Raw genomic sequence first — 26,515 nt, forward strand, 5'->3', positions numbered from 1 at the left:
TGACACCGGCGTCGTCGGCCGGGGTCGACCGACGACGTCGATGGAGTTCCTGTCTCCGAGGCGGGGCGCCGGGAGGGTGGCCCTCCGCACCGCGCGGATGCTCAGAAGCGGTGCGGCGCGTGCATCCAGAGGCAGACGTCGAGGTGTCGCAGGAGGTGCGTCGGGTCGCCGACGTCGACGCCCGGGCTCTCGGCGACACGCGCGACGAGGCGGGTGAGGCGGTCCCTGACCTCCTGCTCGCCGATGACGCGCGCGAACACCTGCCAGTCGATCTGGTACCGCGAGGGCCAGGTACCGAGATACCGGCAGACGATCTCGTCGCGGATCGGGAAGAGGTCGGGCCGCTTGCGGGCGCAGAGCTTGGCCGCGGTGATCCAGTCGACCTGGTAGCCCTCCCGCACCCGGCCGGTGGGGACGAGGGCGCGCAGGGTCGTGTAGAGCTCGTCCATCGCGGCGAGGAGCTCCGGGGTGACCTCCTCGAGCTTGGCCCCGACCGGGAGCCGGTCCTCCGACAGCAGCGCGGCCACCCGGGTCCGCGTCTCGTCCTCGTACAGCAGCGCGCGCAGCATCGCGGGTGGGATGGGGGCGTCGAGCAGGCTGACCGCGAGCAGGTCGCGCTCGGTGACCTGACCCGGCTCGTCGTCGCCGAGCAGCGTGAACGCCGCACCGGCGTAGTTGCTCGAACGGCTGTAGTACCGCGACAGACGCTCGGGGGTGCGCGGGTCACGGAGCACCGTGAGGGCGCGGTCGAGGGCCCCCTCGTAGAACGGTTCGGCGCGGCGCCAGTCCTCCGGAACGGGCAGCGTGAACTCGGCCATGGTGACTCTTTCCCCTCGTCGACGTCTCTGCCCCACCAGCGTAGAGGGGCGCGTGGACCTGCTGCGCACGGATGCGTCCCCGGTGGCGGGCATCACGGCCGCACGGACCGGGGATGCGCCCGGCGCGGGTTCACCCGCAGTGCAGGTACCGTTCCACGAGCGCGCCGAGGGCCTCGACGTCGCCCTCGAGACGTTCGCTGAGGCCCAGGTCGTCGTAGCCCTCGAGCTTCTCGGCGGTCGCGTCGAGGAGGCCGGCGGGGAAGACGTCGTCCTCCTCGTACACCTCGCGCATCCGACGCAGGGCCCTCGCCGACTCGACGCACGAGGCGGGGAGCTGGGCGAGGTCGGGGACCTCGCTCGCGTCCTCGCTCACGTAGAGCCGGCGCGCCTCCTCGAGCGAATCCTCGCTCTCCAGTCCGTGGCGGGCCGCCACCGTCAGCGCCGCGAGGTAGAGGTGCACCGCCGCCGACCCGTCGCCGCTGCGGATCTCCACGGTCTGCGGGTCGATGCGGTGGGGCATCGCGTCGGCGGGTTCGTTCGGGTTGGCGTCGCGCAGCATCGAGTCGCCGACCCCGGCCCAGCCCAGCGGGACGCGCACGAGCACCGAGCGGTTGCGGTCGCCCCAGCAGATGCTCGTCGGCGCCTCCTGATGGGGGACGAGCCGCAGGTAGGAGGTCGGGACGGTGTTGCCGAACGCCGTCAGCGAGGGCGCCAGCTTCAGGTACCCGGCGATGACCCTGCGCGCGTCGTCGGAGAGTCCGTCCTCCCCGACGAAGGCGTTCTCGTCACCGCGGACGAGGCGGGTGTGGACGTGGAAGCCGCTGCCGGCCTGCCCGACGACGATCTTGGGGGCGAAGCTCACCTCGAGACCGTGGCGGTAGGCGACCTCGCGGAGCACCCACTTGGCGAGGACGATCTGGTCGGCGGCGTCCTCGACGGGCACGGGCAGGAACTCGATCTCGCCCTGCACCATCTCCCGGCCGCCCTGGATGATGTTGCCCACCTCGGCGTGGCCGTACTTGATCTGCGCGCCCATCTGCGCGAGGTGCCGCATCGCCTCGCGTCGGATGAGGCCCCACTTGCTGAACGGATGGGACTCGTGGTAGCCGCGCTGCTCGACGACCGGGTAGATGGAATCGACCTCGTCGAACACGTAGTACTCGAGTTCCCCGAGGGCCTCGAGTCGGGTACCCGTGCGCTCCGCGAGCGACCGGGCGGCCTTGCGCAGGACGTACTCCGGGGCCGAGGCGAGCGGGGCGCCGCTGCCGTCGTAGAAGGAGCACAGCAGGTCCAGCGTCGGCTCCTCGGCGAAGGGGTTGAGGAACGCCGTGCGGTAGCGCGGGACGACGTAGAGGTCGCTCGACTGCGCGGCGACGAACGAGAACAGGCTCGAGCCGTCGACGCGTTCCCCGTAGGTGAGGATCGACTCGAGATGGTCGCGGCCGTTGATGACGAAGTTGAGCTTCTTGAGCCTGCCGTCCCCCGCGACGTACCGCAGGTCGAGCATGCGGATGCCGAGTTCCTCCACCGCCCGCACGAGGTCGGCGCGGGTGAACTCCGCGGCCGGCTTGCCGAGCAGCCGCACGAGCGGGTGGGGGTGCAGGTCCGGTCGTTCTGCCGCGGGCGCCCGGGTCGCGCCGGGCTGCGCCGAGGGGGCGGTGGTGCTCTGTCGGGCGGGCCGGTCGGACATCGTCGTCTCCTTCACGCGGGGCCTTCATCCTCGCCCGACCGACGCTCCCGCGTCCCGCGTTCGGGATTCCCGAGAGCCCTCCCCTGTTCCCCTCACGCGGGACCGCACGCCTCCCGCGCCCGCCCCGACACCCGCGAGGGTTCATCCACCCCACGGGCGACGGCCCGCCACCACAGAGGGTGACGGGCCGTCGGCGGGCAGGGGCCGAAACGATCAGGAGCGGCCGAGCAGGGACATCCACCGCTTGTACTCCGCGGTGGCCTGCGGGTTGTAGCCGGTGAAGAGGTCCGAGCGGATGTAGGCCTCGGTCTCGTCGAAGTAGCTCTCGTACTGGATCCAGTCGCGGTTCTTCAGCATCCAGTCGTAGACGAAGTTGATGTACTTCGGGTTGTCGCCGCCGCCGTTGGGGTTGGCGCGGGCGATGCCCCACTCGGGGAGGACGAACTTCTTGTTGTGCTGCTTGGCGAAGTTGAGCCAGAAGTTCCAGCCGTAGTCGCCGTCGCGGTGGTAGGCGATGTTGGCGTCCGTCGTGTACCGCGGGTCCCAGTCGTAGGCGTCCATGCCGATGTAGTCGACGTAGGCGTCGCCGGGGTAGAACATGCGGGCGTCGCGGGTTCCGGTCTGCCCGGGGCCCTCGTTGACGACCCAGGCGATGCGCAGGTTCGGCCCGCCCTTGCGGATGGACGTGACGGCCTGCCGGTAGGCGGTCTTCCAGTCCTCGGCGCTGTTCGCCCAGGCAGCGGCCTTCCAGCCGGGGAGGTTCATCTCCCAGCCGAGGCGGATGTAGGCGTCGGGGTACTCCGCGGCGATGTTGCGGGCGAGGCGCTCCCACTGCGCGTTGTAGCCGCCGGCCTTGGCGGTGGCGAGATTGCCGTCGTTGGGCCACAGCGGCACGCCGACGTCGAGGGTGCCCTTGTAGCCGGCCGGGATGCGCTGGTCGTCCATGAACCACGTGCTCTGCATGGAGTCCCACGACTCACGGCTGGGGAAGACGGTGACGACGTCCACCTTGCGGCCCCGGTTCGCCTCCCACTTGCTCACCTCGGCGGCGCGGTTCATCGGGTACATCCCCGAGTCCCAGTACATGCCGCTCATCTTGCCCGTGCCGCTCGACGGAGGCGTGGGGTTCGAGGGCTTCGTCGGGGTCGGGGTGGGGGTGGGGGTGGGAGTCGGGGTGGGGGTCGGGGTGGGCGCCGGCGTCGAGCCACCCGTGGCCTTGGTGACGACGATGGCGGACACGAGGGCGTTGTCGACCTTCGCGACCCACTTGAGGTCGAGCCGGCCGTCGGTCACCGTCGTGCGGATCGTGCGATCGTAGGCGGTGTTGCGGCCCGCGGCGGCGAGGATGTCGAGATCGGCGATGACCCGCGTGCCCTCGGCGTACACGTCGAAGACGCGCTGGCGGGCCGAGGAGAAGTAGGCCTCCCGCATCTTGAGGGTGACGTCGTAGGTGCCGTTGGGAACAGCCCTGCTCCACGTGTCGAGGCGCACCTTCTCGGGGCGGTACAGAGTCTGGTCGGGGGTCTTCGCGATGGTGCTCTGCGCGTACCACACGTCGCCGCGGTTGAAGCCCGACGCGGCCTCGTAGGTGTTCCCGGCGGCGTCCTTGACGGGGGTGGAGGTCGCCCCGACGCGCGCGACGACCGAGCCCGTGGAGGGCGTGGGGGTCGGCGTCGGTGTCGGCGTCGGGGTCGGCGTCGAGTCGATGCGGGTGACCTGCAGGGCCGAGAGCAGCGCGGAGTCCTTCTTCCACGGGAACCCGAGGTCGAGGCGGCCGTCGCTCACCTTCACGTCGAAGCTGCGGTCGTAGGCGGCGTCCTTGCCGACGGCGGCGACGATGTCGACGTTCGACAGCGCCGTGGCACCCTCGGCCGTCACGTCGAAGACGCGCTGACCGGGCTGGGTCCACCACTGCTCACGCATCTTGAGCGTGACGCGGTAGGTGCCGTTCTCGACGGGCTTGGACCAGCTGCGGAAGCGGACGAGTTCGGGGTAGTAGAGACGGGAGTCCGAGGCCCCACGGATGGTCCCCGAGGTGTACGACGGCGAGTAGTCACCCCCGTCGAACCCGGAGCGGGCGGCCCAGGCGGTGCCGTCCGAGGACGTGTAGCTCGACGGCGCGACGGTCATGCGGAAGCTGTCCCCGGGCGCGGCCTCGGCGCTCGGGGCGACCAGGAGGGCGCCGGTGGCGGTGGCGGACAGGGCGATCGCGACCGCGGTCATCACGGAAGCAGGGCGGAGCGTGGCGGTGGAAGGCATGTGGCGGGTGATCCTTCGGCAGGGGGTCGAGACGCCTGCCGATCGACCACGCCGACACGCCCATGAGGACGGGATCTGCCGAAGGATGCATCACCATCCGCGCCCACACCGCCTCCGCCGACCCTGCGAGTGACGAACGACGCTGCCTCCCATCAGGTTACGGCCGGCCGTCGTGGAGGCGACCGTTCGGCGACGACGGACCGGCCAGGCAACCCCGTGTCCGGCATCCGAGACCGGCCGTGAGACGGCCCGCGCCTCCCGCGCGCCCGACGAACGCGGATCCGGCCCGGCGACGCCTGGGCCGGGAGCGGACGCGAGATCGGCCGGGCGGGCGTCGGGACGTCAGCCGGCGTACCCGGCCGGCAGCACGGCGGCGGCCGGTTCGAGGGCGGTGTCCCAGCCGTAGACCTCGAGCATCTCCTCGACCTGCGCACGGGGCAGGGTCACGGGACCACCGGCGAGCTCGGAGTGCAGCGCCGCGCAGAACGCGTCCAGATCCTGCGGGGTCTGCCGCACGGCGCCCTCGGGCAGCCCGTCGAGACCCGAGGCCCCGACGAGCGTCGACACCGAGGGGAGGCCGTGCGCGATGTACTCGAGCAGCTTGATGCGCGAACCGCCGCCCTCGAGGAGCGGCGCGACACCGAGACGGGCGCGCTCCAGGAGCGGACGCATGCTCGGCACGTCGGCCTCGACCCGCACCCCCGGCGCGGCCTCGAGACGGGCACGGAAGTCCGCCGAGGGGTTGCGCCCGGCGACCGTGAGCACGACCCCGGGGTGGGCGGCGACGAACCGCGCCCACTGGGGGCTCTCGACGAGCCAGAGGATGCCGCCGACGTTGGGCCGCCAGTCCAGGGCGCCCGTGAAGAGCAGTTCGACACCGAGCGGGTTGTCGGCGACGGCGCGTTCCCGGTCCAGACCGCTGGGCGGGGTGACGCCGTTGCGGCCGACGACGACCTCGGGGGCGCCGTCCTCACGGGCGGCCTCCGCATCGTGCCGGGTGCAGACGACCGTCGGGTACCCGGCCCCGACGGATCGTTCGAGACGACGGAGCAGGCCCGCCTCGACGTGCGCGGCGACCTTCATCGCGCCCTTCTCCGCCCCGGCCCGCTGCCGCATGAGGTCGGACTCGACGTTGTGGGTGCTGAGCACGACGGGCAGGTCCGCGGGCAGCAGGTCGGCGACGCCGAACAGGCAGGTGTGGTCGACGACGGCGACACCGAACGGCCCGAGTTCACCCAGGGTGTCGGTGAGCCCCTCGATCAGCGCCGCCCCGCACGTACGGGGTGCGCCGATGGAGCGGTACCGCGGCAGGGTGAGGGCGTCGGCGAACGGCGACCGGGTCGGCGCCGCGCGGAGCTCCTCGAGGACGATCTCCCCACTCTCCGGCAGTCGTCGGACACCGGTGACGCCCGTCGGGGCGACGACGACGACGTTCGCGCGCCGCGCGAGCCACCGGGCCAGCGCGAGCGTGCGCAGCATCCCGCCGGAGGTGGCGGGCTCACCGAACTCCTTGGTGACGAGCAGGATCGGGCGAGCGGCCACCTCGACGGCCTCCGCCGGGGTCCCGTGCGCGCCACGAGCGCGGCGGGCCCGAGGAGCGTGCCCCTCGGCCGCGGCGGTCTCGACCATCCGGGCCTGGGCGACCTCCTGGCCGCCGACGAACGCGCGCCCGGTCGACAGCCCCTGGGCCTGGGCCCGGAAGAGCGACGCCAACGCCTCGTCGCCCCGCGCCCGCTCGCGCACCGAGCGCGCCAGGTACCCCACGGCGAGGCTCCCCGACATGACGCTCGCCGGGGCGCCCGGGTGGTAACGGTGGACGTAGTTGCGGAACGAGGCGCCCTTGAGGCGCATCATCTCGGCCGAGGGGGCGCCGGAGGACCCGGCGCCGTGCGCGACGACGACGTCGGGGCGGAGGACCTGCCGCAGCCCGGCGGCGCGGGCTCGGCGACCGAACGACATGTCCTCGGAGTACACGAAGAAGGACTCGTCGAACCCGCGCAGGCGGACGAACTGCGCGGTGCGGACGGCCATGCACGCCCCGGTCGTCCAGTCGACGCGCAGCGGGTCGCCGAGCTCGGGCTTGGCGTAGACGCCCACCCGCGGCCAGACCTTGTGGAGTCCGGCGGCGTAGGCGGCGGTGCGCCACACGTCGGGTTCCCAGCCGGCGACGCCGATCTCGACGTCGCCCTCGCGTCCCGCCATCGTCGCCGCGTGCGACGCCGACACCGGATCGGCCGCGAGGCCGTCGACGAGGGCGTGGAGGTCGGCGACGGCGGGGCGCGAGTCGGGGTTGACGAAGACGACGAACTCGGCGCTCGAGGAGAACGCCCCGGCGTTCGCAGCACGGGCGAACCCGACCGACCCGCCGTCGAGGTAGCGGACCTGCGGTCGCGCGGCGGCCCATTCGGCGAGGCCGTCGACGCCACGACCGTTGTCGACGAGCGCGACGGCGACGTCGGGCCCCCAGCCGCCCACGAGGTCCTCGACGTGCGCACGGCTCTTGTAGGTGACGAGGACGACCTCGTAGGAGTGCCCCTGCGGCGTCGCGGCCCCGCCGGTCGTCCGGCTCTCGTGGTCCGCGTGATCGGTGTGCACGGAATGCGCCCGATCCGCGCTCGCGGTCCGCCCGCTCGCTCCCGCGACGGGCGTCGTCGATGAGGTCATGACCTCTCCCCCCAGGTCGTGCGGCTGCAGCCGGATCGCTGCAGACGGCGACGTTCACCCTAGCCGCCGGGGTATGACACGCAGCAACCGCGCTGGGATGCACACGACATCGTCACCCCCCACCCGCGTGTCGGATCCGTTGGGGCAGTAAGGTGCCCATCAGGGCGCCCGACCAGGACGGACGCCCGTGCGCCACATCGGTGGAGATCGGCTGGATCGAGACCGTGTGGCTCGCTAGAGTGGGACCACCGTCCAAGTCGGTCGTCTGTTCTTCGAGGTGCTGTCCACGCCCTCACGGCTCGCTCTTCGCGAGGCCGTACGGCGCGGGCGGGGGTCGCCTCGGGGCGCAGCGGGGAGGAACCCGACGCGGACTCCAAGGGGAATCTGGGGGCCGAGCGATGCCGATCGACTCGGGCCGTGTCGAAACACGGAGGCTTGATTTGTCCATTCACGAACGCGAAGCCGCCACGCGGCCGGTGCACCGCCGTGCCCGTCGTCCGCGCGTCGCGACCGAGCGCGTGCAGGTGCCGGGGGGAAGCACCGCATTCGCGCCATCGATCGACGGCGACATCTTCTCGGTCGCGTCCCGCGCCGGGTCGTGGTCGCACACCTATCTGCAACGCCTCGTCTTCTGGGACGTCATCACCGCCTGCGCCACCGTCGCGCTGGCACTCGCGGTCGGCCCGGGCCGCGCCGACATGAACGCGTCCTACATCGCGGCCAGTCTCGTGATGCCGTTCCTGTGGGTCCTCGCCCTCGGGCTGTCCCGCGCCTACGAGCGGCGCTACCTGGGGGTCAGCGAGGAGGAGTACCGCGCCGTCGGCCGCGCCGTCGTCGGGCTCCTGTCGTTGCTCGCCATCGGCGGCCTCTTCGTCAAGGCGCAGTGGAGCCGTCTCTACGTCATCACCCTCGTCATCGGGCTGTTCGCGCTCGGTCTGCTCGTGCGGCGTCTCATGCGCACGTGGCTGCACCGCCACCGTCGAGCGGGTCGCCTCACGCAGCGCACGGTCGTCGTCGGCCGGGCCGACGCGGCGGCCGACCTCATCCGCAACATCAAGTCCTCCCCCGACCAGGGTCTGGACGTCGTCGCGGTGTGCACCTCCAGCGTCAGTGACGACTTCAACACCACGACGACCATCGAGGGCGTGCCGGTCATGGGGTCCGCGCTCGACGCGGTCTCCGCCGTGGACCTGTGCGACGCCGAGGTCGTGGCGGTCACGAGCCACCCCGAGCTCCACGGCAAGGGTCTGCGCCGCCTCGCCTGGGCGTTGGAGGAGCGTGACGTCGAACTCGTCGTGTCCACCGGCCTGCTCGACGTCGCCGGCCCGCGGCTCTCGCTTCGCCAGTCGAACGACATGTCGCTGCTGCACATCGAGCGCCCCGCGGCCACGCGCCGCTCGGTCATCCTCAAGAGCCTCATGGACCGCACGATCGCGGGCATCCTCGTCGTGCTGCTCGCGCCGGTGTTCCTGGGGATCGCCGCCGCCATCAAGCTCACCTCGCCCGGCCCGGTGTTGTTCCGGCAGAAGCGCGTCGGCGTCGGCGGAGAGTTCTTCACCATCTACAAGTTCCGCACGATGGTCGTCGACGCGGAGAAGCAGCTCGCCTCGCTCCTGCAGCACAACGAGGGCAACGCGGTGCAGTTCAAGATGAAGAAGGACCCGCGCATCACCCCGATCGGGACGTTCCTGCGCAGGTTCTCCCTCGACGAACTGCCCCAGCTGCTCAACGTGCTCATCGGCAACATGTCACTCGTGGGTCCGCGCCCGCAGAGCCAGGCCGAGGTCGAGCAGTACGAGCCCGACGCGATGCGTCGTCTGCACGTCCGCCCGGGCATGACGGGCCTGTGGCAGATCAGTGGTCGGAGCAACCTCGACTGGGAGCAGTCGATCCGCCTCGACCTGCGGTACGTCGACAACTGGTCGCCCATCGTCGACCTGCAGATCCTGTTCCGCACCTTCAAGGCGGTCGTCACCAGCAACGGTGCCTACTGACGCCCGACCGCACCCACCACGAACGGGGTGGCCCACCGACCTGGTGGGCCACCCCGTTCGTGACTCCCCCGCCTCGGCCATGTCCCGTCCGGCCCACCCCGCGTCCCACCGACGCCGACGGCGGGCTAAGGTCCCCTCGGGCCGACCCGGCGAGGTGCGGCGACGGACCGCAGGAGGGACACACATGGCAACCAGGCACGGTCGACGCATCGCGGGGGCGGCGGGTCTGCTCACGAGTGGATTGGGTCTGAGCGCGGCCGCCGTGGGGGCGTTCGCGGCGTGGACCCTCAACGAACCCCGACGGCCCCCGCTGCCCTACACGTTCTCCCCGTTCGAGCTGGGGCTCGACGCCGAGGACGCGCGCTTCTCCGCAACCGACGGCGTCCCGCTCGTCGGCTGGTATCTCGACGATCCCGACTCCGACACCGTCGTCGTGTGCTGCCACGGGCACCGAGGCAACAAGGCCGACATGCTCGGCATCGGCTCGGGGCTGTACCGCGCCGGGCACTCGGTCCTCATGTTCGATTTTCGCGGCAACGGCGACTCCGGGGACGGGCGGCAGTCCCTCGCGCACCACGAGCAGCTCGATCTCACCGCCGCCCTGGACTGGGTCGCGCAGCGGCGCCCCGACGCGCGGATCGCCGTCGTCGCCTTCTCGATGGGGGCGGCGACCGCGGCCCTCACCGCGGCGTACGACCGCCGGATCGAGGCCCTCGTCCTCGACTCCCCGTTCGCGACGATGAGCGACGTCGTCGGGGCCGCGATCCGCCGGTATCGCCTGCCCTCGGGGCAGCTCGTTCCGGCGGCGAACCTCGTCAACCGCCTGCGGTACGGATACGGCTTCGCTCAGGTGCGACCCCTCGACGTCATGGACCGGCTCGCCCCCCGACCCGTCCTCCTGCTCCACGGGACCGACGACCGGGTCATCCCCTACTCGCACGCCGAGCAACTCGTCGAGGCCGCCGCGCCGGGCACGGTCGAGTTCGTCACCTACCCCGGCGTGGACCACTGCGGCGCCTACTTCCAGGATCGGCCCGCCTACATCGCCCTCGTCGACGGGTTCCTCCGGCGCACGAGCCGGAACGCCGACCGCTGACGGGATCGACCGCGGCCGTCTCGAGGCCCGTCCGGTCGCGCCGGGACACGCGGACGACGGCGCCGGCCCCTCCCCGGAAGGAGGACCGGCGCCCTCGTCGGGCGTGCCGGCGCCAGGACACTCAGAGGTTGCCGCGGAGGTCCTGCTCGCGCTCGAGCGCGACGAAGAGGGCCTGGAAGTTGCCCTTGCCGAACCCGAGCGACCCGTGGCGTTCGATGAGCTCGAAGAACACCGTCGGACGGTCGCCGAGGGGGCGGGTGAAGATCTGCAGGAGGTATCCGTCCTCGTCGCGGTCGACGAGGATGCCGCGGCTCTGCAGTTCCTCGATGGGGACGCGGACCTCACCGATGCGGCGGCGCAGTTCCTCGTCCTCGTAGTAGGAGTCGGGCGTGGAGAGGAACTCGACGCCCTCCTTGCGCAGCTCGTCGACCGTGCGGAGGATGTCACCCGTGGCGAGGGCCAGGTGCTGGGCGCCTGCGCCGCGGTAGAACTCGAGGTACTCGTCGATCTGGCTCTTCTTCTTGCCGACCGCAGGCTCGTTGAGCGGGAACTTGACCCGGTGGTTGCCGTTGGCCACGACCTTGCTCATGAGCGCCGAGTACTCGGTCGCGATGTCGTCGCCGATGAACTCGGCCATGTTGACGAAGCCCATGACCCGGTTGTAGAACGCGACCCACTCGTCCATCTTGCCCATCTCGACGTTGCCGACGATGTGGTCGAGGGCCTGGAAGATGCGCTTGGGCGCGTCGGGGCGCTTCTCGTAGGAGGAGGTGCGCTCGACGTAGCCGGGCAGGTAGGGGCCGTCGTAGCGCGAACGGTCGACGAGCGTGTGGCGGGTCTCGCCGTAGGTCGCGATCGTCGCGAGGCGCACGGTGCCGTGGCCGTCGCTGATGTCGTGCGGCTCCTCGACGACGGTCGCACCGGCGCGCTTCGCCTGCTCGATGCACCTGTCGACGTCGGGGACCTCGAGCGAGATGTCGATGACACCGTCGCCGTGGCGGCGCTGGTGGTCCAGCAGGGGGCTGTCGGGGTCGACGCCGCCCTTGAGGACGAAGCGGATGGAGCCGGACCGCAGCACGAACGCCTTGTGGTCGCGGTTGCCGGTCTCGGGGCCCGAGTAACCCTCGAGGGTCATGCCCCACGCGGACTGGTAGTAGTGGGCCGCCTGCGTGGCGTTGCCGACGACGAAGACGATCGCGTCCCACCCGGTGACGGGGAACGGGTCCTTCTCGACGTCGTACTCGACGAGTCCGACGAGCTGCTTGAGCTGCTCCGGCGAGAGGTCGGCCTCGCGCTCCTGGTTCGTGAGTTCAAAGGTCTCTGACATGCCTCGAGTGTGTCGCAGATCGCATCGCCGGGCGAGAAGAACCGGGGAACTCGGTCGTGGACACCGGTTCCCGGGTGCCGTCGCAGGTCAGCGTCCCGGGTCTGAGACGCTGGGACCCCGACACCGCCGAGGCGCGACTCCTCGGCGGGAGGGTCGGACGCCCCGACGTGGAGCGCCGACGCACGAGGGCGGCGGACATCGCCGACCGCAGGAGAGAGGGACCCGCGCATGAGACGGCGCATCGAGGTCGACGGCCCGGTCGATGTGGCGACCGCCTGGTCGCGGTACGCCGATCTGTCGGTCTGGCCGCGGTGGTCACCGCAGATCCGTGCCGTCGACGCCGACGGCACTCACCTCGTCCCGGGGCTGCACGGCCTCGTCCGCGGACCGCTCGGCACCGCCGTGCCGTTCCGCGTCGATCGCGTCGACGAGGCAGACCTGTCGTGGTCCTGGACCGTGGCCCTTGCGGGGCTGGACATCCGGATGCGCCACGACCTGCGGGAGCACGACGGCGGCACCACCGCGGGACTGACGATGGACGCACCCCCCGTCGTCGCCCTCACCTACGGCCCACCGGCCCGGGTCGCTCTCCGACGCCTCTGCCGACGGGAGATCTGAGCCCGTCCGAGACGCGATCAGAGCGTGCCCAGCGCCTCGTCGAGCGCCGCCACCGCGCGCTCGACCTCCTGGGGCGAGACGAGACACGGCGGAACCATGTGGATGCGGTTCGCCGAGGGGAAGACGAGGACGCCCCGCTCCTGGCAGGCCTTCTTCACGGCGGCGACCTGCGCGTCCGCGAGCGGGGTGCGGGTCCGGGCGTCGGCGACGAGTTCGACGGCCCAGAACACGCCCGTGCCGCGGACCTCACCGACGACCGCGTGCGTCTCGGCGAGACGGTGCAACGCCGGCCCGAGGTGGTCGCGGCCGATGGTCGCCGCGTTCTCGACCGCCCCCTCCTCGGCCATCGCGGTGAGGTTCGCGACGATCGAGGCGGCCGCGAGCGGGTGCCCCGAGTACGTGAGTCCGCCGTGGAAGACGCGCTCGTCGAACTCGTGCGCGATCCAGGAGTCGATCATCACCCCGCCGACCGGGACGTAGCCGGAGTTGACCCCCTTGGCGAACGTGACGAGGTCGGGGCGCACGTCGTGGGCGTCGAGCGCGAGCCACTCCCCCGTGCGACCGAATCCGGCCATGACCTCGTCGAGGATGAGGACGATGTCGTAGCGGTCCGCGATCTCCCGGACCCCCGACAGGTACCCGGGCGGGGGAACCATGATCCCGGCGGTGCCGGGGATCGTCTCGAGGAGGACGCCGGCGATCGACCCGGGCCCCTCGCACTGGATGACCCGCTCGAGGTGGTGCAGCGCACGTTCGCATTCCTCCTCGGGGGTGCTCGCCCAGAACTCGCTGCGGTAGAGGTAGGGGCCGAAGACGTGGACGTGGCCCCGGGCGTACTCGTTCGACTGCCGCCGCCAGTCCCCCGTCGCGACGATCGAGGCGCCGGTGTTGCCGTGGTAGGAGCGGTAGCGGCTGACGATCTTGTCGCGCCCGGTGACGAGTCGCGCGAGGCGCATGGCGTTCTCGTTGGCGTCGGCCCCGCCGTTCGTGAAGAAGACCTTGTCGAACCCCTCGGGAGCACGGTCGAGGATGAGCTGCGCCGCCCTCGCACGGGTCGCGTTGGCCGTCGCCGGGGCGATGGTCGCGAGCTGCCGGGCCTGGTCGGCGATGGCCTCGACGATGCGGGGGTGCCCGTGGCCCATGTTCGTGAACACGAGCTGGCTGGAGAAGTCGAGATAGCGGCGGCCGTCGTGATCCCACAGCTCACTGCCGGATCCGCCCGCGATCTCGAACGGGGGAAGGTGGCCCTGCGCGGACCACGAGTGCATCACCGCGGCGTGGTCCGCCTCGATGACGTCGGCGCTGCGGATGGTGCCGTCGGTGGAGTCGGTGAGGGCCATGGCGGTGTTCTCCTCTGGGCAGCGATCGTCGCGTTGTCGTCCGTGCGACACCGTCGTCCGTGTGACACCGGGCGACCGGTGCGGGCGGCCTGCCTGCACGGTACGCGGATTCCCCCGGCGACGACGTCCGGGGTCGGCCGACACGAGGCGCAGCGATGCCCTGCTGCCACGCGCCACGCGCCCCGGGGGGCGGTGCCCGGCGCGACCGTCGGGGGGCCGGGCGGTCGGCCACCCGGCCCCCGAGTCCGGACGCGCGTTCCTCAGCGCGTGCCGAGCGGACGGTCGAGCAGACCGGCCGTGCCCCGTTGCTGCTCACCGAGATAGGAGTCGAGCACGAGCAGCGCGCCGGTGGTGACCGGGGTCGCCCACTGCAGCCACTCGATCCGGCGACGGGCCTGCGCCCGTTCCGTCGCCGAGGCGCCGGTGTCGCCGACCGTCTCCCCCACCTTCCACGCGGCGGCCGACGACGCGAGTGCCAGTCCCGTCGTCGCGGTCTTGAGGACGACGGCGCTCGTCGTGGGCGCATGGCGCCGGACGCGCCGACGGTTGTCGGCGACGATCCCGAGGCCGGAGAGCAGATGCAGGCCGATCGCGGCACCCTGCACGGGTCCCCATCGGTTCCAACCGGTGTCGGCCACCCGCCGCCGTTCCTCGCCGGTGTCGGGCTCACGCGACGCCGGGTTGAGGGCGACGGCCCCCATGAGGGAGCCACCGAACCAGGCGGCGTTGGTGAGCAGGTGGGTCGCGCGGATGGTCGTGGACAGGACGCTCATGGGTGCTCCGATCTGGGGAGGGTGCGGCAGGCGCCGAGCCGGGTGCTCACTCCTGGCCCGGGAGGACGGACTTGACGGCGTCGACGACCTTCGCGACCGGCGGTCTGGCGTCGCCGCCGTCGGTCCACGCGGGGTCCTGGGGCATCGGCCCCATCGGGTCCGCGTCCTCGGGTGCGGCGGTCCGCGGGGTGAGGGAGCGACGGATGGACTCCTCCACGCCGATGAGCTCATAGCCCTCGGGGAGCAGGTCGCGCACGAAATCGTCCTCACTGCAGACCATGTCGTGGTGGAGGCTCTCGATGAGGGATTCGACCGTCGCCGACGGCACGTCGGTCAACGAGCCGACGAGGGTGCCGACGAGCTGGGTCGGCAGCAGCGGGATCGTCACCTGCGGGCGGGTGAGGTCGGCGAGCTCGGCGTACGTCTCCAACAGCTCGGGGTAGGGCATGCGGTCGGGACCACCGACGTCGTAGGACCGCGACGGGCCGTCCACCGAGAGCGCGCCGTACAGCGCCTCGAGCACGTCGACGATCGCGATCGGCTGCACCTCCGACCGCATCCAGTCCGGTACGGTCTGCACCGGCATCCGCTCACTCACCTGGCGGATGACCTCGAAGCTCGTCGAGCCACTGCCCATGAGCACCGCGGCACGCAACGTCACGGTGACCGCCGGGCTCGAGCTGAGGATCTCCTCGACCTCCAGGCGCGAGGCGATGTGGCGCGACAGCTCGTCGTGATCGACGGGCGGGACGAGGCCGGACAGATAGACGATGCGCCCGACACCCTTGTCGCGCACCGCGTTCGCCATGTTCGTGGCGCCCTCACGGTCCTTCTCGACGAAGTCGTCCCCGGCCATGCCGTGGATCATGTAGTAGACGGCGTCGATGCCCTCGCAGGCGGCCTCGACCTCGTCGCCGTCGAGGATGTCCATCTCGACCGTCTCGACGCGGTCGGACCACCAGGGCTGCTCCTTGGTGGAATCCGAGGTGGTCGTGCGCACCTCGTGGCCGCGGTCGAGGAGCAACGGCACGAGCCGCCCCCCGACGTATCCGGTCGCACCCGTGACCAAGATCTTCATGTTCCCCACTCCTTCGGGCCTGCCGGGCAGGCGTCGACGACCGGCCTCGATCGAGGTCGGCGGAGGGCGCCGTCCGAACCCTGGCGGGGGACGGGGTCGGTCGAGGCCGTCCGGTCGCTGCCACCGACCTTGTCGACCCGGCCGTCGGGTCGCTGCCACCGACCCGAGGACCACGGTGCGCCCGGCACCACCTGGGACGATATCCCGGTCCCCGGCACGCGGCGAGCCCGATCAGGTGTGTCGTGGGCCGCGTCCGGTGGAGGCGGGTGCGTCGCCGGAGCCCCCGGTGACCGAGGAATACCGAGGAGTACCGTCGGTCGCATGAAGAAGCTGCTCACCCACAAGCCGCGCGCGACGCGCTCCCAGGACCTCACCCGCCTCGCGCTCGGCGCGTTCATGACCTACGCCGGCATCGCGCACCTCACCACCGCACGCGACGAGTTCCAGGCCCAGGTGCCGCCGTGGTTCCCGGCCGACGCCGACCTCGTCGTCGTCGGCTCCGGCGTCGTCGAGATCGCGCTCGGCGCCTCTCTGCTCGCCCTCCCCCGCCAGCGCCGTCTCACCGGTCTCGCGCTCGCGGCGTTCTACGTCGCCGTGTTCCCCGGCAACGTCGCCCAGTACGTCGAGCACCGCGACGCGTTCGGTCTCGACACCGACACCAAGCGGCTCGTGCGCCTCGCCTTCCAGCCCGCCCTCGTCGCCGCGGCCCTGTGGGGGGCGGCGCTCCCCGAGCGTCACACCGACGAGGACTGACACCGGCGAGGACTGACACCGGCGAGGACTGACACCGGCGAGGACTGACACCGGCGCGAACGCCTGTCGGCCACCTCGACCACGGGCGTCCTGTCCCGTGAGGGGAGGACCACCGGCCCCGGCCGGACGGGTGCCCCGGCGTCAGCCGCCGACCCGGCCGTGACGGTTGCGGGGTCGGAGGCGGACGCCGGGAAGGGGCGGGGCCGGGATGCGGTCGCCCTCGGTCCATCCGGGCACGGCGCCGAACTGCTCGTCACCGGCCTCGTAGGCCTCGCGGAAGGCGACGATCTCGTCGTGGTCGCGACCGACGAAGTTCCACCACATGACGATCTCCTCCTCGAAGGGGGCCCCGCCGAGCAGGACGAGGCGGGCCCCGTCGTCGCCCGCCTCGAGGACGACCTCGTCCATGCCCGCCTCCAGGCAGGCGAGATCGCCGAAGGACAAAGGCTCCCCCTGCACCGCCACCCCGCCCGTGTCGAGGAGCACGGCGTGCTCGAAACCCGGGTCGGTCCGCAGACGGACGCGGGCACCTGCCGTGAGATCGAGCTGCGCCCCGAGCAGCGGGGTGAAGGTCCGCACGGGTGAGGTCGAGACGAGGTCGGACCCACCGCGTTCGCCCTCGTCACCCGGCACGGAGTCCCCGGCCACGCGGAGTTCACCGATGAAGACCCGCAACCGACCCGCGTCCGACGGGAGCTCGACGACCTCGGGAACGTGATGGTCGAAGGCGCGGGCCGTGTGGCGGTCGGCGTCCGGCAGCGCGACCCACAACTGCACCCCGTGCAGTCGACGGGTGTCCGCGGTCGTCACCTCCGAGTGGGCGATGCCCTCCCCCGCCGTCATGAGGTTGACCGCTCCCGGCTCGACCAGGCCGATCACCCCACCGGAGTCGCGGTGTTCGATGACGCCGTCGAAGAGCCAGGACACCGTCTGCAGGCCGGTGTGCGGGTGCGGCGCGACGTGCATCGCCCCCTCGCCGTCGGCGGACACCTCGTGCGGCCCGTAGTGGTCGACGAAGCACCACGCGCCGACGAACGAGCGTGTGCGGTGGGGCAGGGTCCGGCGTACGGTGATCGCCCGAAGGCCACCGAGGGGGACCTCACGCGGCGAAAGGATCTCGACGCGGGGATCGGCCGGGCACTCTCGCACCGGCCCCTCGACGGTGGGGTCGCTCTGGTCGCTCGTCATGCGACCAGCCTCTCACCCTCGGGTGCTCGCGAGCGCCGCCACGAGCGGCACGACGGCCGGGTCCCGGCCCGACATGGCGGGGCTGAAGCCGAGGCGGACGACGACCAGCCCGGCGCTCGGCACGACGAAGAGGCGCTGCCCGTCGTGCCCCTGCATCCAGTAGGTGTCGGCGGGCAGCGAGGGCTGGACCAGGGTCCCGTCGGGCAACCGGTTGACCCACCAGCTCGAGGCGTAGCCGACCTCCTCGGACGCCGCGACGGCCTTCACGGTCGTCGACTCCCTCATCCACCCCTCCGGCAGCAGCCGCCGCCCCTCCCAGACGCCGTCCTGCAGCGCGAACTGACCGATCGCGGCCCACTCGCGCGGCGTCGCCCACAGGTAGGAGGAGCAGACGGGGTTGCCGACACCGTCGGTCTCCATGACGGCGTGCCGCAGACCGAGAGGGGCGAGGAGCCGACTCGGCACGAGCGAGGTGCTCGCGCCGGTCTTGGCGCCGAGGACCGAGCAGAGCAGGGTCGTGCTCCCGCTGCTGTACTGCTGATAGGTGCCGACCGGGTGCGCCGACCTCTGCGAGGCCACGAAGGCGCCCATGTCCCTCTCGTCGTACAGCATCCGGGTGATCGGTGTCCCGAGGTCGTACGTCTCGTCCCACGCCAGACCACTCGTCATCCGGAGCAGGTCGTCGACGGTGATCCTCGACCGATCGTCCATCCACTCCGGCCGCAGCCCCGCGTCGGTGACCTTCACCGTCCCCTCGAGCACGAGCCGACCGGTGAGCAGGTTGGTCACGCTCTTGGTCATCGACCAGCCGAGCTGGGGTGTGTCCCTGGTGAACCCGTCGGCGTAGCGCTCCGCGACCACCCGGCCGTGCTCGACGACGACGACGGCACGCGTCCCCAGGTCCGCGCGGGCGGCGTCGGTGAGGTCGTCACCGAACGCCTCGTCGAGCAGCGCCTCGGTGGCCGGGTCGGCCTTCGGGACGGCCTGCGACTCGAGGGGGGCGGCGCCGAACGGCGGGATCGGCGCCGGGTCGGGGTCCTTCTCGACGCCGCCGAGGGTGCAGCCCGTCGCCCGGTCGTAGGTCGCCGACTGTCTCGCGAGCAGTCCCGCGATCGAGGTCGACGCCTCGCCGTCGGTCACGCGGGTCGTGAGGACGGGGACCAGTGGGTTCGGCGGGAGGTCGCTCTCGGGACGGCCGCGCCCCGCGATGAAGGTCACGGCGCACGCGTTGTGGGCGGCGTAACCCGTGCCCGTCCGGAGCAGGGGGCGCTCGTACCAGTAGCCGCCGACGACGCCGGCGAGGAGCAGGACGAGCAGGCCGAGCAGGACCGTGGGTCGACGGCGGCGGCGCATGACGCGACGCTATCGCGTGGACCACCGGCGGACCACGGACTCGGCGGCCGCGCGCACTCCTCCTCGCGCCACCTCCTCGGTCACTCGGCGCCGCGGGGGCGGGGGTCGGCCAGTTCGTAGGCGGCCATGACGAGGCCCAGATGGCTGAACGCCTGCGGGAAGTTGCCGAGCATCTCCCCGGAGGCGTCGAGTTCCTCGGCGTAGAGGCCGAGCGGGCCGGCGAGCCCGAGGACCTTCTCCATGAGCCGGCGGGCGTCGTCGTGCCGGCCCATCCACGCGTAGGCCTGGACGAGCCAGAAGGTGCACAGCACGAAGGGGTGCTCGTCGCCGTCGAGCCCGTCGACCCCCGAGGTCGTGCGGTAGCGGAGGACGAGGCCGTCGACGAGCAGGTCCTCCTCGACGGCCGCCACCGTCGCGACGTAGCGGGGGTCGTCCGCGGTGCAGAACCCGAGATGCGGCATGAGCAGTAGTGAGGCGTCCACCTCGTCGGTGTCGTAGTGCTGCACGAAGGACCCGCGCTTCTCGCCGACTCCCCGCCGGTCGATCTCGGCCCGCACCTCCTCGCGGACCCGACGCCACCGCTGGAGGTCGCCGCCCTCGGGCAGCTCCCCGTCCTCGACGCCGCGGATCGCGATGTCCATCGCCGCCCACACCATCGCCCGGGAATGGGTGAAGTGACGCAGCGGACCGCGGATCTCCCAGATGCCGTTGTCCGGCTGCTCCCAGTGATCGGCGAGGTGGTCGACGAGTGCGACCTGGAGCGCACCGGACAGGTCGGTCTCGGGGTTGCCGGCCGCGCGGGCCTGGGCGAGCGCGAGCATGACCTCGCCGAGCACGTCGGTCTGCAGCTGGTCGACCGCGCCGTTGCCCACCCGGACCGGACGCGAGTCCGCATACCCGGGCAGGTGCTCGAGCTCCCGCTCGGGCAGTTCTCGGCCGGCGTCGACGCGGTACATGATCTGCATGTCGGAGGGGTCACCGGCGATCGCCCGCACGAGCCAGTCGCGCCACGCGGCGACCTTCCTCGTGTACCCGGCGCGGACGAGCGCCTCGAGCGTCAGTGCGGAGTCGCGCAACCACACGTAGCGGTAGTCCCAGTTGCGCGATCCGCCGATCTCCTCCGGAAGGGAGGTCGTCGGCGCGGCCACGATGCCGCCGGTGTCGGCGTGGGTGAGGTGGCGCAGCACGAGAAGTGAGCGACGGACCTCCTCCTCGTAGGGCCCCTCGTAGGTGACCTCGGCGAGCCACTGCTCGTCACCCTCGACGCTCGCCTCGACGGCGCGGCTCACATCGACCGCGTCGCACGGCTCACGGTGGGACCACTGCCACGTCATGTGCAGGTCGATGACCTCGCCCTCACCCACCTCGAACCGCGTCTCCTCCACCCGTCCCCTCCGTACCGGGGGCAGGTGGGGGCCGCGGAGCGTGAACCGGTCGGGGCCGGCGACGGCGACGAGCGTCTGCCCCTCCTGGACCACGAGCGGACACTGCAGGCCGTACCCGGGCCGGATCTGCCAGTCGTGACGAAGGGTCACCCGTCCCCGCACGCCCTCGATGCGCCGCAGGACGTCGGCGCGGCCCGTCTCCTCCGGCATGACGTCGCAGATGCGCACCGCGCCCGAGGCGGTCTCGTGCACGGTCTCCAGCACGAGGCTGCCGCCGACGTAGCGTCGCGTCGTCGTGGCCTCCTCGACGGGGCTCAGCACCCACCGACCGTGATCGGGGGTGCCGAGGACCGAGGCGAAGCAGGCGGTCGAATCGAAGTCGGGCAGGCACAACCAGTCGATCGACCCCTCCGGCGAGATGAGGGCCCCCGTCCTGCGGTCTCCGATGAAGGCGTAGTCGGCGATCGGTGTGGGCATGGGTGTCCTCTCTCGGGGGCGGCGGCCGGGAGTCGGCGGTCGGGGCGGCGGTGGGATCGGCGGTCGGACGTCGGCGGTGGTGGCTGATCGTGGAGGGGCACTCGGTCGTCGCGGGGTCGCTCTCCGTCGATCGGAAGGGCGCCCGTTCCCGGTCCCAATTCTCCCGACGCCGCCGCAGGCCGCCACTGCACGGGGCACGCGACCCCGATCGAGTGCGGCACGGACAGCCGGGTGCGGCGAGGTCGGCGGGTGCCGTGACGTCAGCGGGGTGTACGGACGTCGTCAGGGTGCACGGACGTCGGCGGGGTGCACGGGCGTCAGCCGGCTGCGGCGGAGGAGGGCACGACGACGACCGGGCCGTGTGCGTCCCGCACCGTCTTACGGCTGGTGGAGCCGAGCAGGAGGCCGGTGAACCCGCCGCGTCCACGGCTGCCGACGACGACGAGGGAGGCCTCGCGCGAGGCGTCGACGAGCGTGGGGGCGGCCGCACCGCACACGACCCTGCCGGTGACCGCGAGATCGGGGTGTCGGTCGGCGACCGTGCCGAGGAGGGTCGCGAGGGAGGCGCGCGCGGCCTCCTCGACCTCCTCGTCGGCCGGCGGCATCACCGCCAGGGCGTTCGTCGTGGGCACGTGCGGCGCGACGTCGAGGCATCGCACGAGGTCGAGGGTGGCGCCGCGGAGACGCGCCTCGTCGGCGGCGAACTCCACGGCCGCGGCGGAGGCGTCCCCCTCGTCGACGCCGACCACGATCGTCCCCGTGTCCACACCCTCCTCACCGATGACGGCGACGGGGCCGCGCGCGTAGGTGACGACCTCGTCCGCCACCCCGCCGAGAAGTGAGGCGCGCAGCCCGCCGAGCCCCCGGGTGCCGATGACGACCAGCCCCGGCTCGGCCGAGGCCTCGGTGAGGTACCCGGCGGCGGCGCCGATGACGTCGGCGACGGATACCTCGAGGCCGGGATGTTCCCCACGTACCTCCTGGGCGAGGCGTTCGAGGACCTCCGCGGCGTCGTTGCGCATCGGGGGAAGATCCGCGGACGCCATCACGCCGGGCGAGCCGGCGATCCCCCACATGAGCAGCGGCTCGTGGGCCATCGCGATGACCAGCGGCCAGCCCCGTCGGCGCGCCTGAGACGCCGCCCACGAGACGGCCACGCGGGCCTGCGCGCTGCCGTCGGTGCCGACGAGAACCCTGTGCGTGGACATGTGTGCTCCTCTTCGTTCCCGGTCGTCGTCTCCCCCAGCCTGCCCCGGCGACGTCGCGACCGACATCGGTGCCGACACCCAGGTGCGCACCGACCGACGTGCAGTCGGGGCCGTGGCGAATCGAGCGTGGACGCCCCCACCGGTGGAGTCACTCCCCCGCGACCGATGGGTGTCGTCCCACCCCGGATGGGTGTCCGCCCCGATGTCGCCCGGCCCCCGCGGCGGCCAGGCTGGAGTGAGCACCCCGCCCCCGGACCGATCGGAGTTGCCATGCCCACCACCATCCGTGATCTGGTCGACGAGCTCGACGTCCTCGACCTCACCGGGTTGAGCGAGCTGGGTTCGCCCTGCGTCTCCTTCTACCTCCCCACGGGTCGGACCCACCTCGACGCCCCCCGCGCGGTCCTCGAGCTCCGCTCGCTCGTCGACGAGGCGGCGCGGGAACTCGCGTCGTCCGTCGCCACGGAGGAGATCGAGCAGATCCTCGAGCGGCCCCGGGCCCTCCTCGACGATCGAGACTTCTGGCAGCACCAGGGCGAGGGACTGGCGGTCTTCGCCTCCTCGGAGGCGATGCGGGTCATCCGGCTCGCGGGCGACCCCGGACGCCGGGTGTCCGTCGCCGACGACCCCCACCTCGTCCCCCTCGTCGAGGCGGTCGACCACCACGGGCCGTTCTACCTGCTCGCGCTCGCGTTGGGTGAGGTGCGGCTGTTCGCGGGGTCCTGGTCCGCCCTCGAGCCCCTCGACCTGGGGCCGATCCCGGCCTCGGTGGAGGACATGGAGCGCCGGCACGAGACCGAGCCCGAACTGCAGCACCAGCACACCCCGGCATCCCGCGGCACGGCGACGTTCCACGGCCACGGCGGTCGGGAGATCAGTGACGTCGTCCTCGGCAAGTTCATCGCCGAGGTCGCCGCGGGGGTCCGACGCCGCATCGGCGCGGCCTCCCAGGCGCCGGTCTACCTCGCGGCCGTCGAGGAGTACCTCCCCCGGTTGCGGAGCACCGGTCAGATCCCCACGCTGCGCCCGGCCGTCATCACCGGCAGCCCGGAGGGCACCCCGGGCCACGAGCTGTTCGAGCGCGTCCGGCCCCTCATCGCCGCCGACCGGGAGGCCCGGGACGCCCGTCTACGCGAGGCCCTCGACAGTGCCGCCGGGCGGCGCCGACTCGCCACGTCCCAGGAGGTGATGTCGGTCGCGGCCGAGGGCCGGGTGGACACGCTCGTCCTCGACCCCGAGGTCATCGACGCCCCCGAGGCCGACCTCGACCGCGCCGTCATGCAGACCCTCACCCAGGGAGGGGGCGTCCACACCCTCACCGCGCTGCCCGACGGTGCCCCGGCGGCTGCGATCCTGCGCTACTGACCGGCGCGAGCGACCTGGCCCCACCGCCTTCCCGGACCGGGCTCGTCCGGCGTGCTCACGCCTCGACGAGCCCGGTGCGGATGGCGTAGCGCGTGAGGGCGAGGCGGTCCCGCATCCCCAGCTTCTCGAGGAGGTTGGCGCGGTGCCGTTCCACCGTCTTCGGGCTGATGTACAGCAGCTCGGCGATCTCCTTGCCGCTGTGGCCCTCGGCGATGAGTTTGAGGACCTCCTCCTCCCGCGCGGTCAACAGCGATTCGCGGTCCGGCAGACCGTTGCCCTTCGCGACGTACTCCCGGATGATCGTGGTGAGGACGACCGGGTAGAGGAACGGTTCGTCCCGCAGCGCCGCCCGGCAGGCCCGGATGAGATCGCGGTCCGCGACCGACTTGTGCACGTATCCGGCGGCGCCGCACTTGAGCGCCTCGAACAGGTACTGCTCGTTGTCGTGCATCGACAGCATGAGCATCCGGCAGTCCAGGCCGCGCCGCTGGATCTCACGGGCGGCCTGCAGACCCGTCATGCGCGGCATCGAGATGTCGAGGATCGCGAGGTCGACGTCACCGTGTGCGAGTCGCTCGAGGGCCTCGGCGCCGTCGTCGACCTCGGCGACGACGACGAGATCGGGCTCGGCGTCGATGATGCGACGGACGCCCTGTCGGACGAGGGCGTGGTCGTCGGCGAGCAGGATGCGCCGGGGCGGGGGCGGCGCCGTGACGGCGGTGGTCATGACGGGTTCTCTCCGGTGGCGTGGTCGGTGCGCAGCGGCACCGTCACGGTCACCGTAGTCCCCTCGCCCGCGCGGGAATTCACCGACAGCCGCCCGCCGAGAATCCTTGCCCGTTCGGACATGCCGAGAAGACCGGTCCCGGGCTCGGCCCGGCCACCGTGCCCGTCGTCGGCGACGACGACCACCACCTGGTCCTCGTCCACCCCGACATCGACGTCGGCCCGGCTCGCCTCCGCGTGCCGGACGACGTTGGTGAGGCTCTCCTGGACGATCCGGTAGATCCCGAGCTGGACGGCGTCCTGAAGGTCGTCGAGGTCCACCCCGGGCGGGAGGTGAACCGTCACGCCCACCCCCGAGGCGTCGGTGATCTCTTCGGACAGGCCCCGCAACGCCGGGCCGAGACCGAGTTCCCGCAGCGGCCCCGGCCTCAGCTCGCGAGAGACCTGCCGCACCGCGTCGAGAGCCTGGCGGGCCTGCTCCCGTGCCGCGTCGATCTCCGGGGCCAACCCGGGCGGCGCCGCTGCCCGCAGGCCTGCCAGCTGCAACAAGAGCACCGTGAGGGTCTGCCCCACCCCGTCGTGCAGGTCGCGGGACACCCGGTTGCGCTCGCGCTCCTGCGCCGACAGCGCCGCCCCCGTCGCCCGCCGCCGCTCGGTCTCGAGGCGCGTGAGCATGTCGTTGAAGGCCGCGGTCACCCGGCCGACCTCGTCGTCCCGTACGACGGGGACGGCACGGTCCCGCGCCGGGGTCTCCAGCGACTCCACGGCGGCCTGCAGCCGCGCGAGCGGCCCGAGTGCCGAGCGGAGGAACCACAGGTTCGCGACCGACATGAGCAGCAACCCGATGACGAGGACCGCGACCTCGCGCACCTCCACGGGGTAGGACACCGTCGCCGGCGTGAGCGCGAGGGTGAGGGTGGCGAGGACGAGGATCGCGGCGTTGCCGAGGAACACCCGCCAGAACAGGCCGACGAACCGTGCCCTCATGACCGCACCGTGCGCTCCGACCGCATGCCGAGCCGCGGCGGCCGCTCGCGCCACCCCTGCACGTCGATCCAGCCGGAGATGGGTGTCCGACCCCCTTCCGGGGTCCTGCGCCGCGGGAGACGATCGAAGGTGTCGCACGGCCGCCCGGGTCGATCCATGCGGCCACCGTAACCCGTGGCCACATCGCGGCTCCGGCGTCCACGACTCACCACCCGCACGACGATCCCAGGAGAGCCCATGTCGGACACGACCCCCACCGTCGGCGAAAGCACCCATCCCCGCATCCGTTTCGGTGGCGGACTCACCGAGGAGGACCGCCCCCTCGTGGACGACGCGACGAGCCGTCTCCTCGACCGGCTCGCCCACCGTGGAGGTGACGGCGTCGACGCCGAACTCAGCGTCAAGGACCGGGACGGACGCGACATGAAGACGACCCTCGAGGTCTGGATCACCGGGCTGCCCCGCCTCGTCGCGACCTCCGACCGGCCCGACCTGGAGACGGCTCTCGGTGAGGTGAGCCACCGGGTGCTCACGCAGTTCACCGAGACCACGACGCGCCTGGAGCCGAAGAACAACCGCACCCGCCGCGACTCCGTGCGGCGGGACGGCGACCCCCACATCCAGGGTCGCTGACCGCACCCGACCCGGGGGGCCGGGTGCGACGATGCGTCCATGGTCGACGGCACCTGGCTCAGCAGCGCCTTCATCGCCCCCGAGGTGGCCGCGCTCCGACCGGACTACCGGTGCGTCCTCGTCACGGCCACCGAGCTGAGGCCGGGTCCCGGAGACGCCGTGAGTGACGCCCTGCTGACCGCCGCCGAGGACGTGGCCCAGGCCGCCCTCGCCACGATCCCGGCCGACCAGCTCCCCCACATCGCCGCCTGGCGCGAGGCCTTCCGCGCCTTCGGCGCCAAGCCACAACGGACCCGCAACAGCGCTGAGGCCTTGGTGCGTCGGGTCGGGCGCGGGGTTCCGCGCATCGACCGTCTCACCGACACGTACAACGCCGTCTCGATCCGCCTCCAGGTGCCCGTCGGCGGGGAGAACCTCGCCGCATACCGCGGGCCGCTCCGCCTCGTGCGCGCGACCGGGGAGGAGGAGTTCCCGACCCTCGCCTCGGGGGCCGAGGTCGTCGAACACCCGGAACCGGGCGAGGTCGTCTGGCGCGACGATCTGGGTGTCACGTGCCGCCGATGGAACTGGCGGCAGTGCGACCGCACCCGTCTCGACGGGGAGACGACCGAGGCGGTCTTCATCGGCGACGTCCTCGACGTCGAGCCCGGCGACGGCGCCGCGCGTGCCGCTGCGGTCCGGGAGGCACTCCTTCAGGCCCTCGAGCACGTGAGCCCCGGCGCCACCCTCGACTCCCGCGTCCTCCTCGCCGCCGACGCCCGCTGAGTGCGCCGAGTTCCCCTC

21 protein-coding genes are annotated in these 26,515 nt (G+C 72.2%); 7 read left to right on the forward strand and 14 right to left on the reverse strand.

Translation table 11 applies throughout. From position 1 onward, the window contains the following. Positions 1–101: 101 nt before the first annotated feature. From RT054_RS05070 to RT054_RS05085, 4 genes are all read right to left on the reverse strand, one after another. Positions 102–818 (reverse strand): DUF6308 family protein, encoded by a 717-nt coding sequence (locus RT054_RS05070; protein ID WP_312722698.1) that lies wholly within the window; start codon positions 816–818, stop codon positions 102–104. A gap of 130 nt (positions 819–948) precedes the next feature. Then, positions 949–2,508 (reverse strand): glutamine synthetase family protein, encoded by a 1,560-nt coding sequence (locus tag RT054_RS05075; protein WP_313022414.1) that lies wholly within the window; start codon positions 2,506–2,508, stop codon positions 949–951. Between the two features lie 213 nt (positions 2,509–2,721). Next, positions 2,722–4,767, reverse strand: a complete 2,046-nt coding sequence (locus RT054_RS05080) for a malectin domain-containing carbohydrate-binding protein (protein WP_313022416.1) — start codon at positions 4,765–4,767, stop codon at positions 2,722–2,724. Positions 4,768–5,109: 342 nt separating this feature from the next. Continuing rightward, positions 5,110–7,431, reverse strand: coding sequence for a glycosyltransferase (locus RT054_RS05085; RefSeq protein ID WP_313022417.1), 2,322 nt, complete (start codon positions 7,429–7,431; stop codon positions 5,110–5,112). Between the two features lie 440 nt (positions 7,432–7,871). Between RT054_RS05085 and RT054_RS05090 the strand changes: the two genes are divergently transcribed. Both RT054_RS05090 and RT054_RS05095 read left to right on the forward strand, forming a co-directional pair. Next, a complete protein-coding gene (locus tag RT054_RS05090; RefSeq protein ID WP_312718107.1) occupies positions 7,872–9,425 on the forward strand; it encodes a sugar transferase in 1,554 nt (517 codons plus the stop codon). 184 nt (positions 9,426–9,609) lie between these two features. Beyond that, complete coding sequence (locus RT054_RS05095) at positions 9,610–10,521, forward strand: alpha/beta hydrolase (protein WP_313022420.1); 912 nt, start codon at positions 9,610–9,612, stop codon at positions 10,519–10,521. Between the two features lie 121 nt (positions 10,522–10,642). Here RT054_RS05095 and hppD read toward each other — a convergent pair whose 3' ends face one another. Further along, positions 10,643–11,848: a 4-hydroxyphenylpyruvate dioxygenase gene (hppD, locus tag RT054_RS05100; RefSeq protein ID WP_313022421.1), complete on the reverse strand. Its 1,206-nt coding sequence runs from the start codon at positions 11,846–11,848 to the stop codon at positions 10,643–10,645. Between the two features lie 228 nt (positions 11,849–12,076). On the opposite strand from hppD, the gene RT054_RS05105 reads away from it, so the two are divergent. After that, the gene (locus RT054_RS05105) at positions 12,077–12,466 is read left to right on the forward strand and encodes an SRPBCC family protein (RefSeq protein ID WP_313022422.1); all 390 of its coding nucleotides are present in this window, start codon (positions 12,077–12,079) and stop codon (positions 12,464–12,466) included. Between the two features lie 17 nt (positions 12,467–12,483). On the opposite strand, the gene RT054_RS05110 is transcribed toward RT054_RS05105, so the two are convergent. The 3 genes from RT054_RS05110 to RT054_RS05120 all read right to left on the reverse strand — a co-directional run bounded on the left by RT054_RS05110 (position 12,484) and on the right by RT054_RS05120 (position 15,657). Continuing rightward, on the reverse strand, positions 12,484–13,806 hold the full coding sequence (locus RT054_RS05110; RefSeq protein ID WP_313022423.1) for an aspartate aminotransferase family protein: 1,323 nt from the start codon (positions 13,804–13,806) through the stop codon (positions 12,484–12,486). 260 nt (positions 13,807–14,066) lie between these two features. Further along, positions 14,067–14,579, reverse strand: coding sequence for a hypothetical protein (locus RT054_RS05115; RefSeq protein WP_312718112.1), 513 nt, complete (start codon positions 14,577–14,579; stop codon positions 14,067–14,069). 46 nt (positions 14,580–14,625) lie between these two features. Further along, positions 14,626–15,657 carry an NAD(P)H-binding protein gene (locus RT054_RS05120; RefSeq protein ID WP_312718113.1) on the reverse strand — a complete coding sequence of 344 codons (1,032 nt, stop codon included), beginning with the start codon at positions 15,655–15,657 and terminating at the stop codon, positions 14,626–14,628. 321 nt (positions 15,658–15,978) lie between these two features. Between RT054_RS05120 and RT054_RS05125 the strand changes: the two genes are divergently transcribed. Continuing rightward, entirely contained in the window at positions 15,979–16,410 is a 432-nt protein-coding gene (locus tag RT054_RS05125; RefSeq protein WP_313022425.1) for a hypothetical protein, read from the forward strand. 141 nt (positions 16,411–16,551) lie between these two features. Here the strand turns inward: RT054_RS05125 and RT054_RS05130 are convergent, their stop codons facing one another. The 4 genes from RT054_RS05130 to RT054_RS05145 form a co-directional block, all read right to left on the reverse strand. Beyond that, on the reverse strand, positions 16,552–17,598 hold the full coding sequence (locus RT054_RS05130; protein WP_312718116.1) for a pirin family protein: 1,047 nt from the start codon (positions 17,596–17,598) through the stop codon (positions 16,552–16,554). A 12-nt stretch (positions 17,599–17,610) separates the two neighbouring features. Then, a complete protein-coding gene (locus tag RT054_RS05135; protein ID WP_313022426.1) occupies positions 17,611–18,951 on the reverse strand; it encodes a serine hydrolase in 1,341 nt (446 codons plus the stop codon). 80 nt (positions 18,952–19,031) lie between these two features. After that, positions 19,032–20,813 (reverse strand): glycoside hydrolase family 15 protein, encoded by a 1,782-nt coding sequence (locus RT054_RS05140; RefSeq protein ID WP_313022428.1) that lies wholly within the window; start codon positions 20,811–20,813, stop codon positions 19,032–19,034. A 317-nt stretch (positions 20,814–21,130) separates the two neighbouring features. Next, on the reverse strand, positions 21,131–22,021 hold the full coding sequence (locus tag RT054_RS05145; RefSeq protein WP_312718119.1) for a universal stress protein: 891 nt from the start codon (positions 22,019–22,021) through the stop codon (positions 21,131–21,133). Positions 22,022–22,291: 270 nt separating this feature from the next. On the opposite strand from RT054_RS05145, the gene RT054_RS05150 reads away from it, so the two are divergent. Beyond that, a complete protein-coding gene (locus RT054_RS05150; protein WP_313022429.1) occupies positions 22,292–23,386 on the forward strand; it encodes a hypothetical protein in 1,095 nt (364 codons plus the stop codon). Positions 23,387–23,441: 55 nt separating this feature from the next. Here RT054_RS05150 and RT054_RS05155 read toward each other — a convergent pair whose 3' ends face one another. Next, a complete protein-coding gene (locus tag RT054_RS05155) occupies positions 23,442–24,113 on the reverse strand; it encodes a response regulator transcription factor (protein WP_313022431.1) in 672 nt (223 codons plus the stop codon). Further along, positions 24,110–25,099 carry a histidine kinase gene (locus RT054_RS05160; RefSeq protein WP_313022433.1) on the reverse strand — a complete coding sequence of 330 codons (990 nt, stop codon included), beginning with the start codon at positions 25,097–25,099 and terminating at the stop codon, positions 24,110–24,112. The genes RT054_RS05155 and RT054_RS05160 overlap by 4 nt, the downstream gene beginning before the upstream one ends. 237 nt (positions 25,100–25,336) lie before the next feature. On the opposite strand from RT054_RS05160, the gene RT054_RS05165 reads away from it, so the two are divergent. Together RT054_RS05165 and RT054_RS05170 are read left to right on the forward strand one after the other, a co-directional pair. Beyond that, positions 25,337–25,732 (forward strand): hypothetical protein, encoded by a 396-nt coding sequence (locus RT054_RS05165; protein ID WP_313022434.1) that lies wholly within the window; start codon positions 25,337–25,339, stop codon positions 25,730–25,732. Between the two features lie 39 nt (positions 25,733–25,771). Then, positions 25,772–26,497, forward strand: coding sequence for a phenylalanine--tRNA ligase beta subunit-related protein (locus RT054_RS05170; protein WP_312718127.1), 726 nt, complete (start codon positions 25,772–25,774; stop codon positions 26,495–26,497). The last annotated feature ends 18 nt before the right edge of the window (positions 26,498–26,515 follow it).

Source organism: Mobilicoccus sp., from assembly GCF_032060985.1.
In the GTDB taxonomy this organism is placed as follows: Bacteria; Actinomycetota; Actinomycetes; order Actinomycetales; family Dermatophilaceae; genus Mobilicoccus.

Bases quoted from the DNA above. Each gene is read 5' to 3' on its own strand.
- RT054_RS05170 (WP_312718127.1), top strand. From the start codon at position 25,772: ATGGTCGACGGCACCTGGCTCAGCAGCGCCTTCATCGCCCCCGAGGTG.
- RT054_RS05075 (WP_313022414.1), bottom strand. From the start codon at position 2,508: ATGTCCGACCGGCCCGCCCGACAGAGCACCACCGCCCCCTCGGCGCAG.
- RT054_RS05160 (WP_313022433.1), bottom strand. From the start codon at position 25,099: ATGAGGGCACGGTTCGTCGGCCTGTTCTGGCGGGTGTTCCTCGGCAAC.
- RT054_RS05095 (WP_313022420.1), top strand. From the start codon at position 9,610: ATGGCAACCAGGCACGGTCGACGCATCGCGGGGGCGGCGGGTCTGCTC.
- RT054_RS05145 (WP_312718119.1), bottom strand. From the start codon at position 22,021: ATGTCCACGCACAGGGTTCTCGTCGGCACCGACGGCAGCGCGCAGGCC.
- RT054_RS05105 (WP_313022422.1), top strand. From the start codon at position 12,077: ATGAGACGGCGCATCGAGGTCGACGGCCCGGTCGATGTGGCGACCGCC.
- RT054_RS05115 (WP_312718112.1), bottom strand. From the start codon at position 14,579: ATGAGCGTCCTGTCCACGACCATCCGCGCGACCCACCTGCTCACCAAC.
- RT054_RS05155 (WP_313022431.1), bottom strand. From the start codon at position 24,113: ATGACCACCGCCGTCACGGCGCCGCCCCCGCCCCGGCGCATCCTGCTC.
- RT054_RS05135 (WP_313022426.1), bottom strand. From the start codon at position 18,951: ATGCGCCGCCGCCGTCGACCCACGGTCCTGCTCGGCCTGCTCGTCCTG.
- RT054_RS05120 (WP_312718113.1), bottom strand. From the start codon at position 15,657: ATGAAGATCTTGGTCACGGGTGCGACCGGATACGTCGGGGGGCGGCTC.
- RT054_RS05150 (WP_313022429.1), top strand. From the start codon at position 22,292: ATGCCCACCACCATCCGTGATCTGGTCGACGAGCTCGACGTCCTCGAC.
- RT054_RS05080 (WP_313022416.1), bottom strand. From the start codon at position 4,767: ATGCCTTCCACCGCCACGCTCCGCCCTGCTTCCGTGATGACCGCGGTC.
- hppD (WP_313022421.1), bottom strand. From the start codon at position 11,848: ATGTCAGAGACCTTTGAACTCACGAACCAGGAGCGCGAGGCCGACCTC.
- RT054_RS05070 (WP_312722698.1), bottom strand. From the start codon at position 818: ATGGCCGAGTTCACGCTGCCCGTTCCGGAGGACTGGCGCCGCGCCGAA.
- RT054_RS05140 (WP_313022428.1), bottom strand. From the start codon at position 20,813: ATGCCCACACCGATCGCCGACTACGCCTTCATCGGAGACCGCAGGACG.
- RT054_RS05130 (WP_312718116.1), bottom strand. From the start codon at position 17,598: ATGACGAGCGACCAGAGCGACCCCACCGTCGAGGGGCCGGTGCGAGAG.
- RT054_RS05110 (WP_313022423.1), bottom strand. From the start codon at position 13,806: ATGGCCCTCACCGACTCCACCGACGGCACCATCCGCAGCGCCGACGTC.
- RT054_RS05085 (WP_313022417.1), bottom strand. From the start codon at position 7,431: ATGACCTCATCGACGACGCCCGTCGCGGGAGCGAGCGGGCGGACCGCG.
- RT054_RS05125 (WP_313022425.1), top strand. From the start codon at position 15,979: ATGAAGAAGCTGCTCACCCACAAGCCGCGCGCGACGCGCTCCCAGGAC.
- RT054_RS05165 (WP_313022434.1), top strand. From the start codon at position 25,337: ATGTCGGACACGACCCCCACCGTCGGCGAAAGCACCCATCCCCGCATC.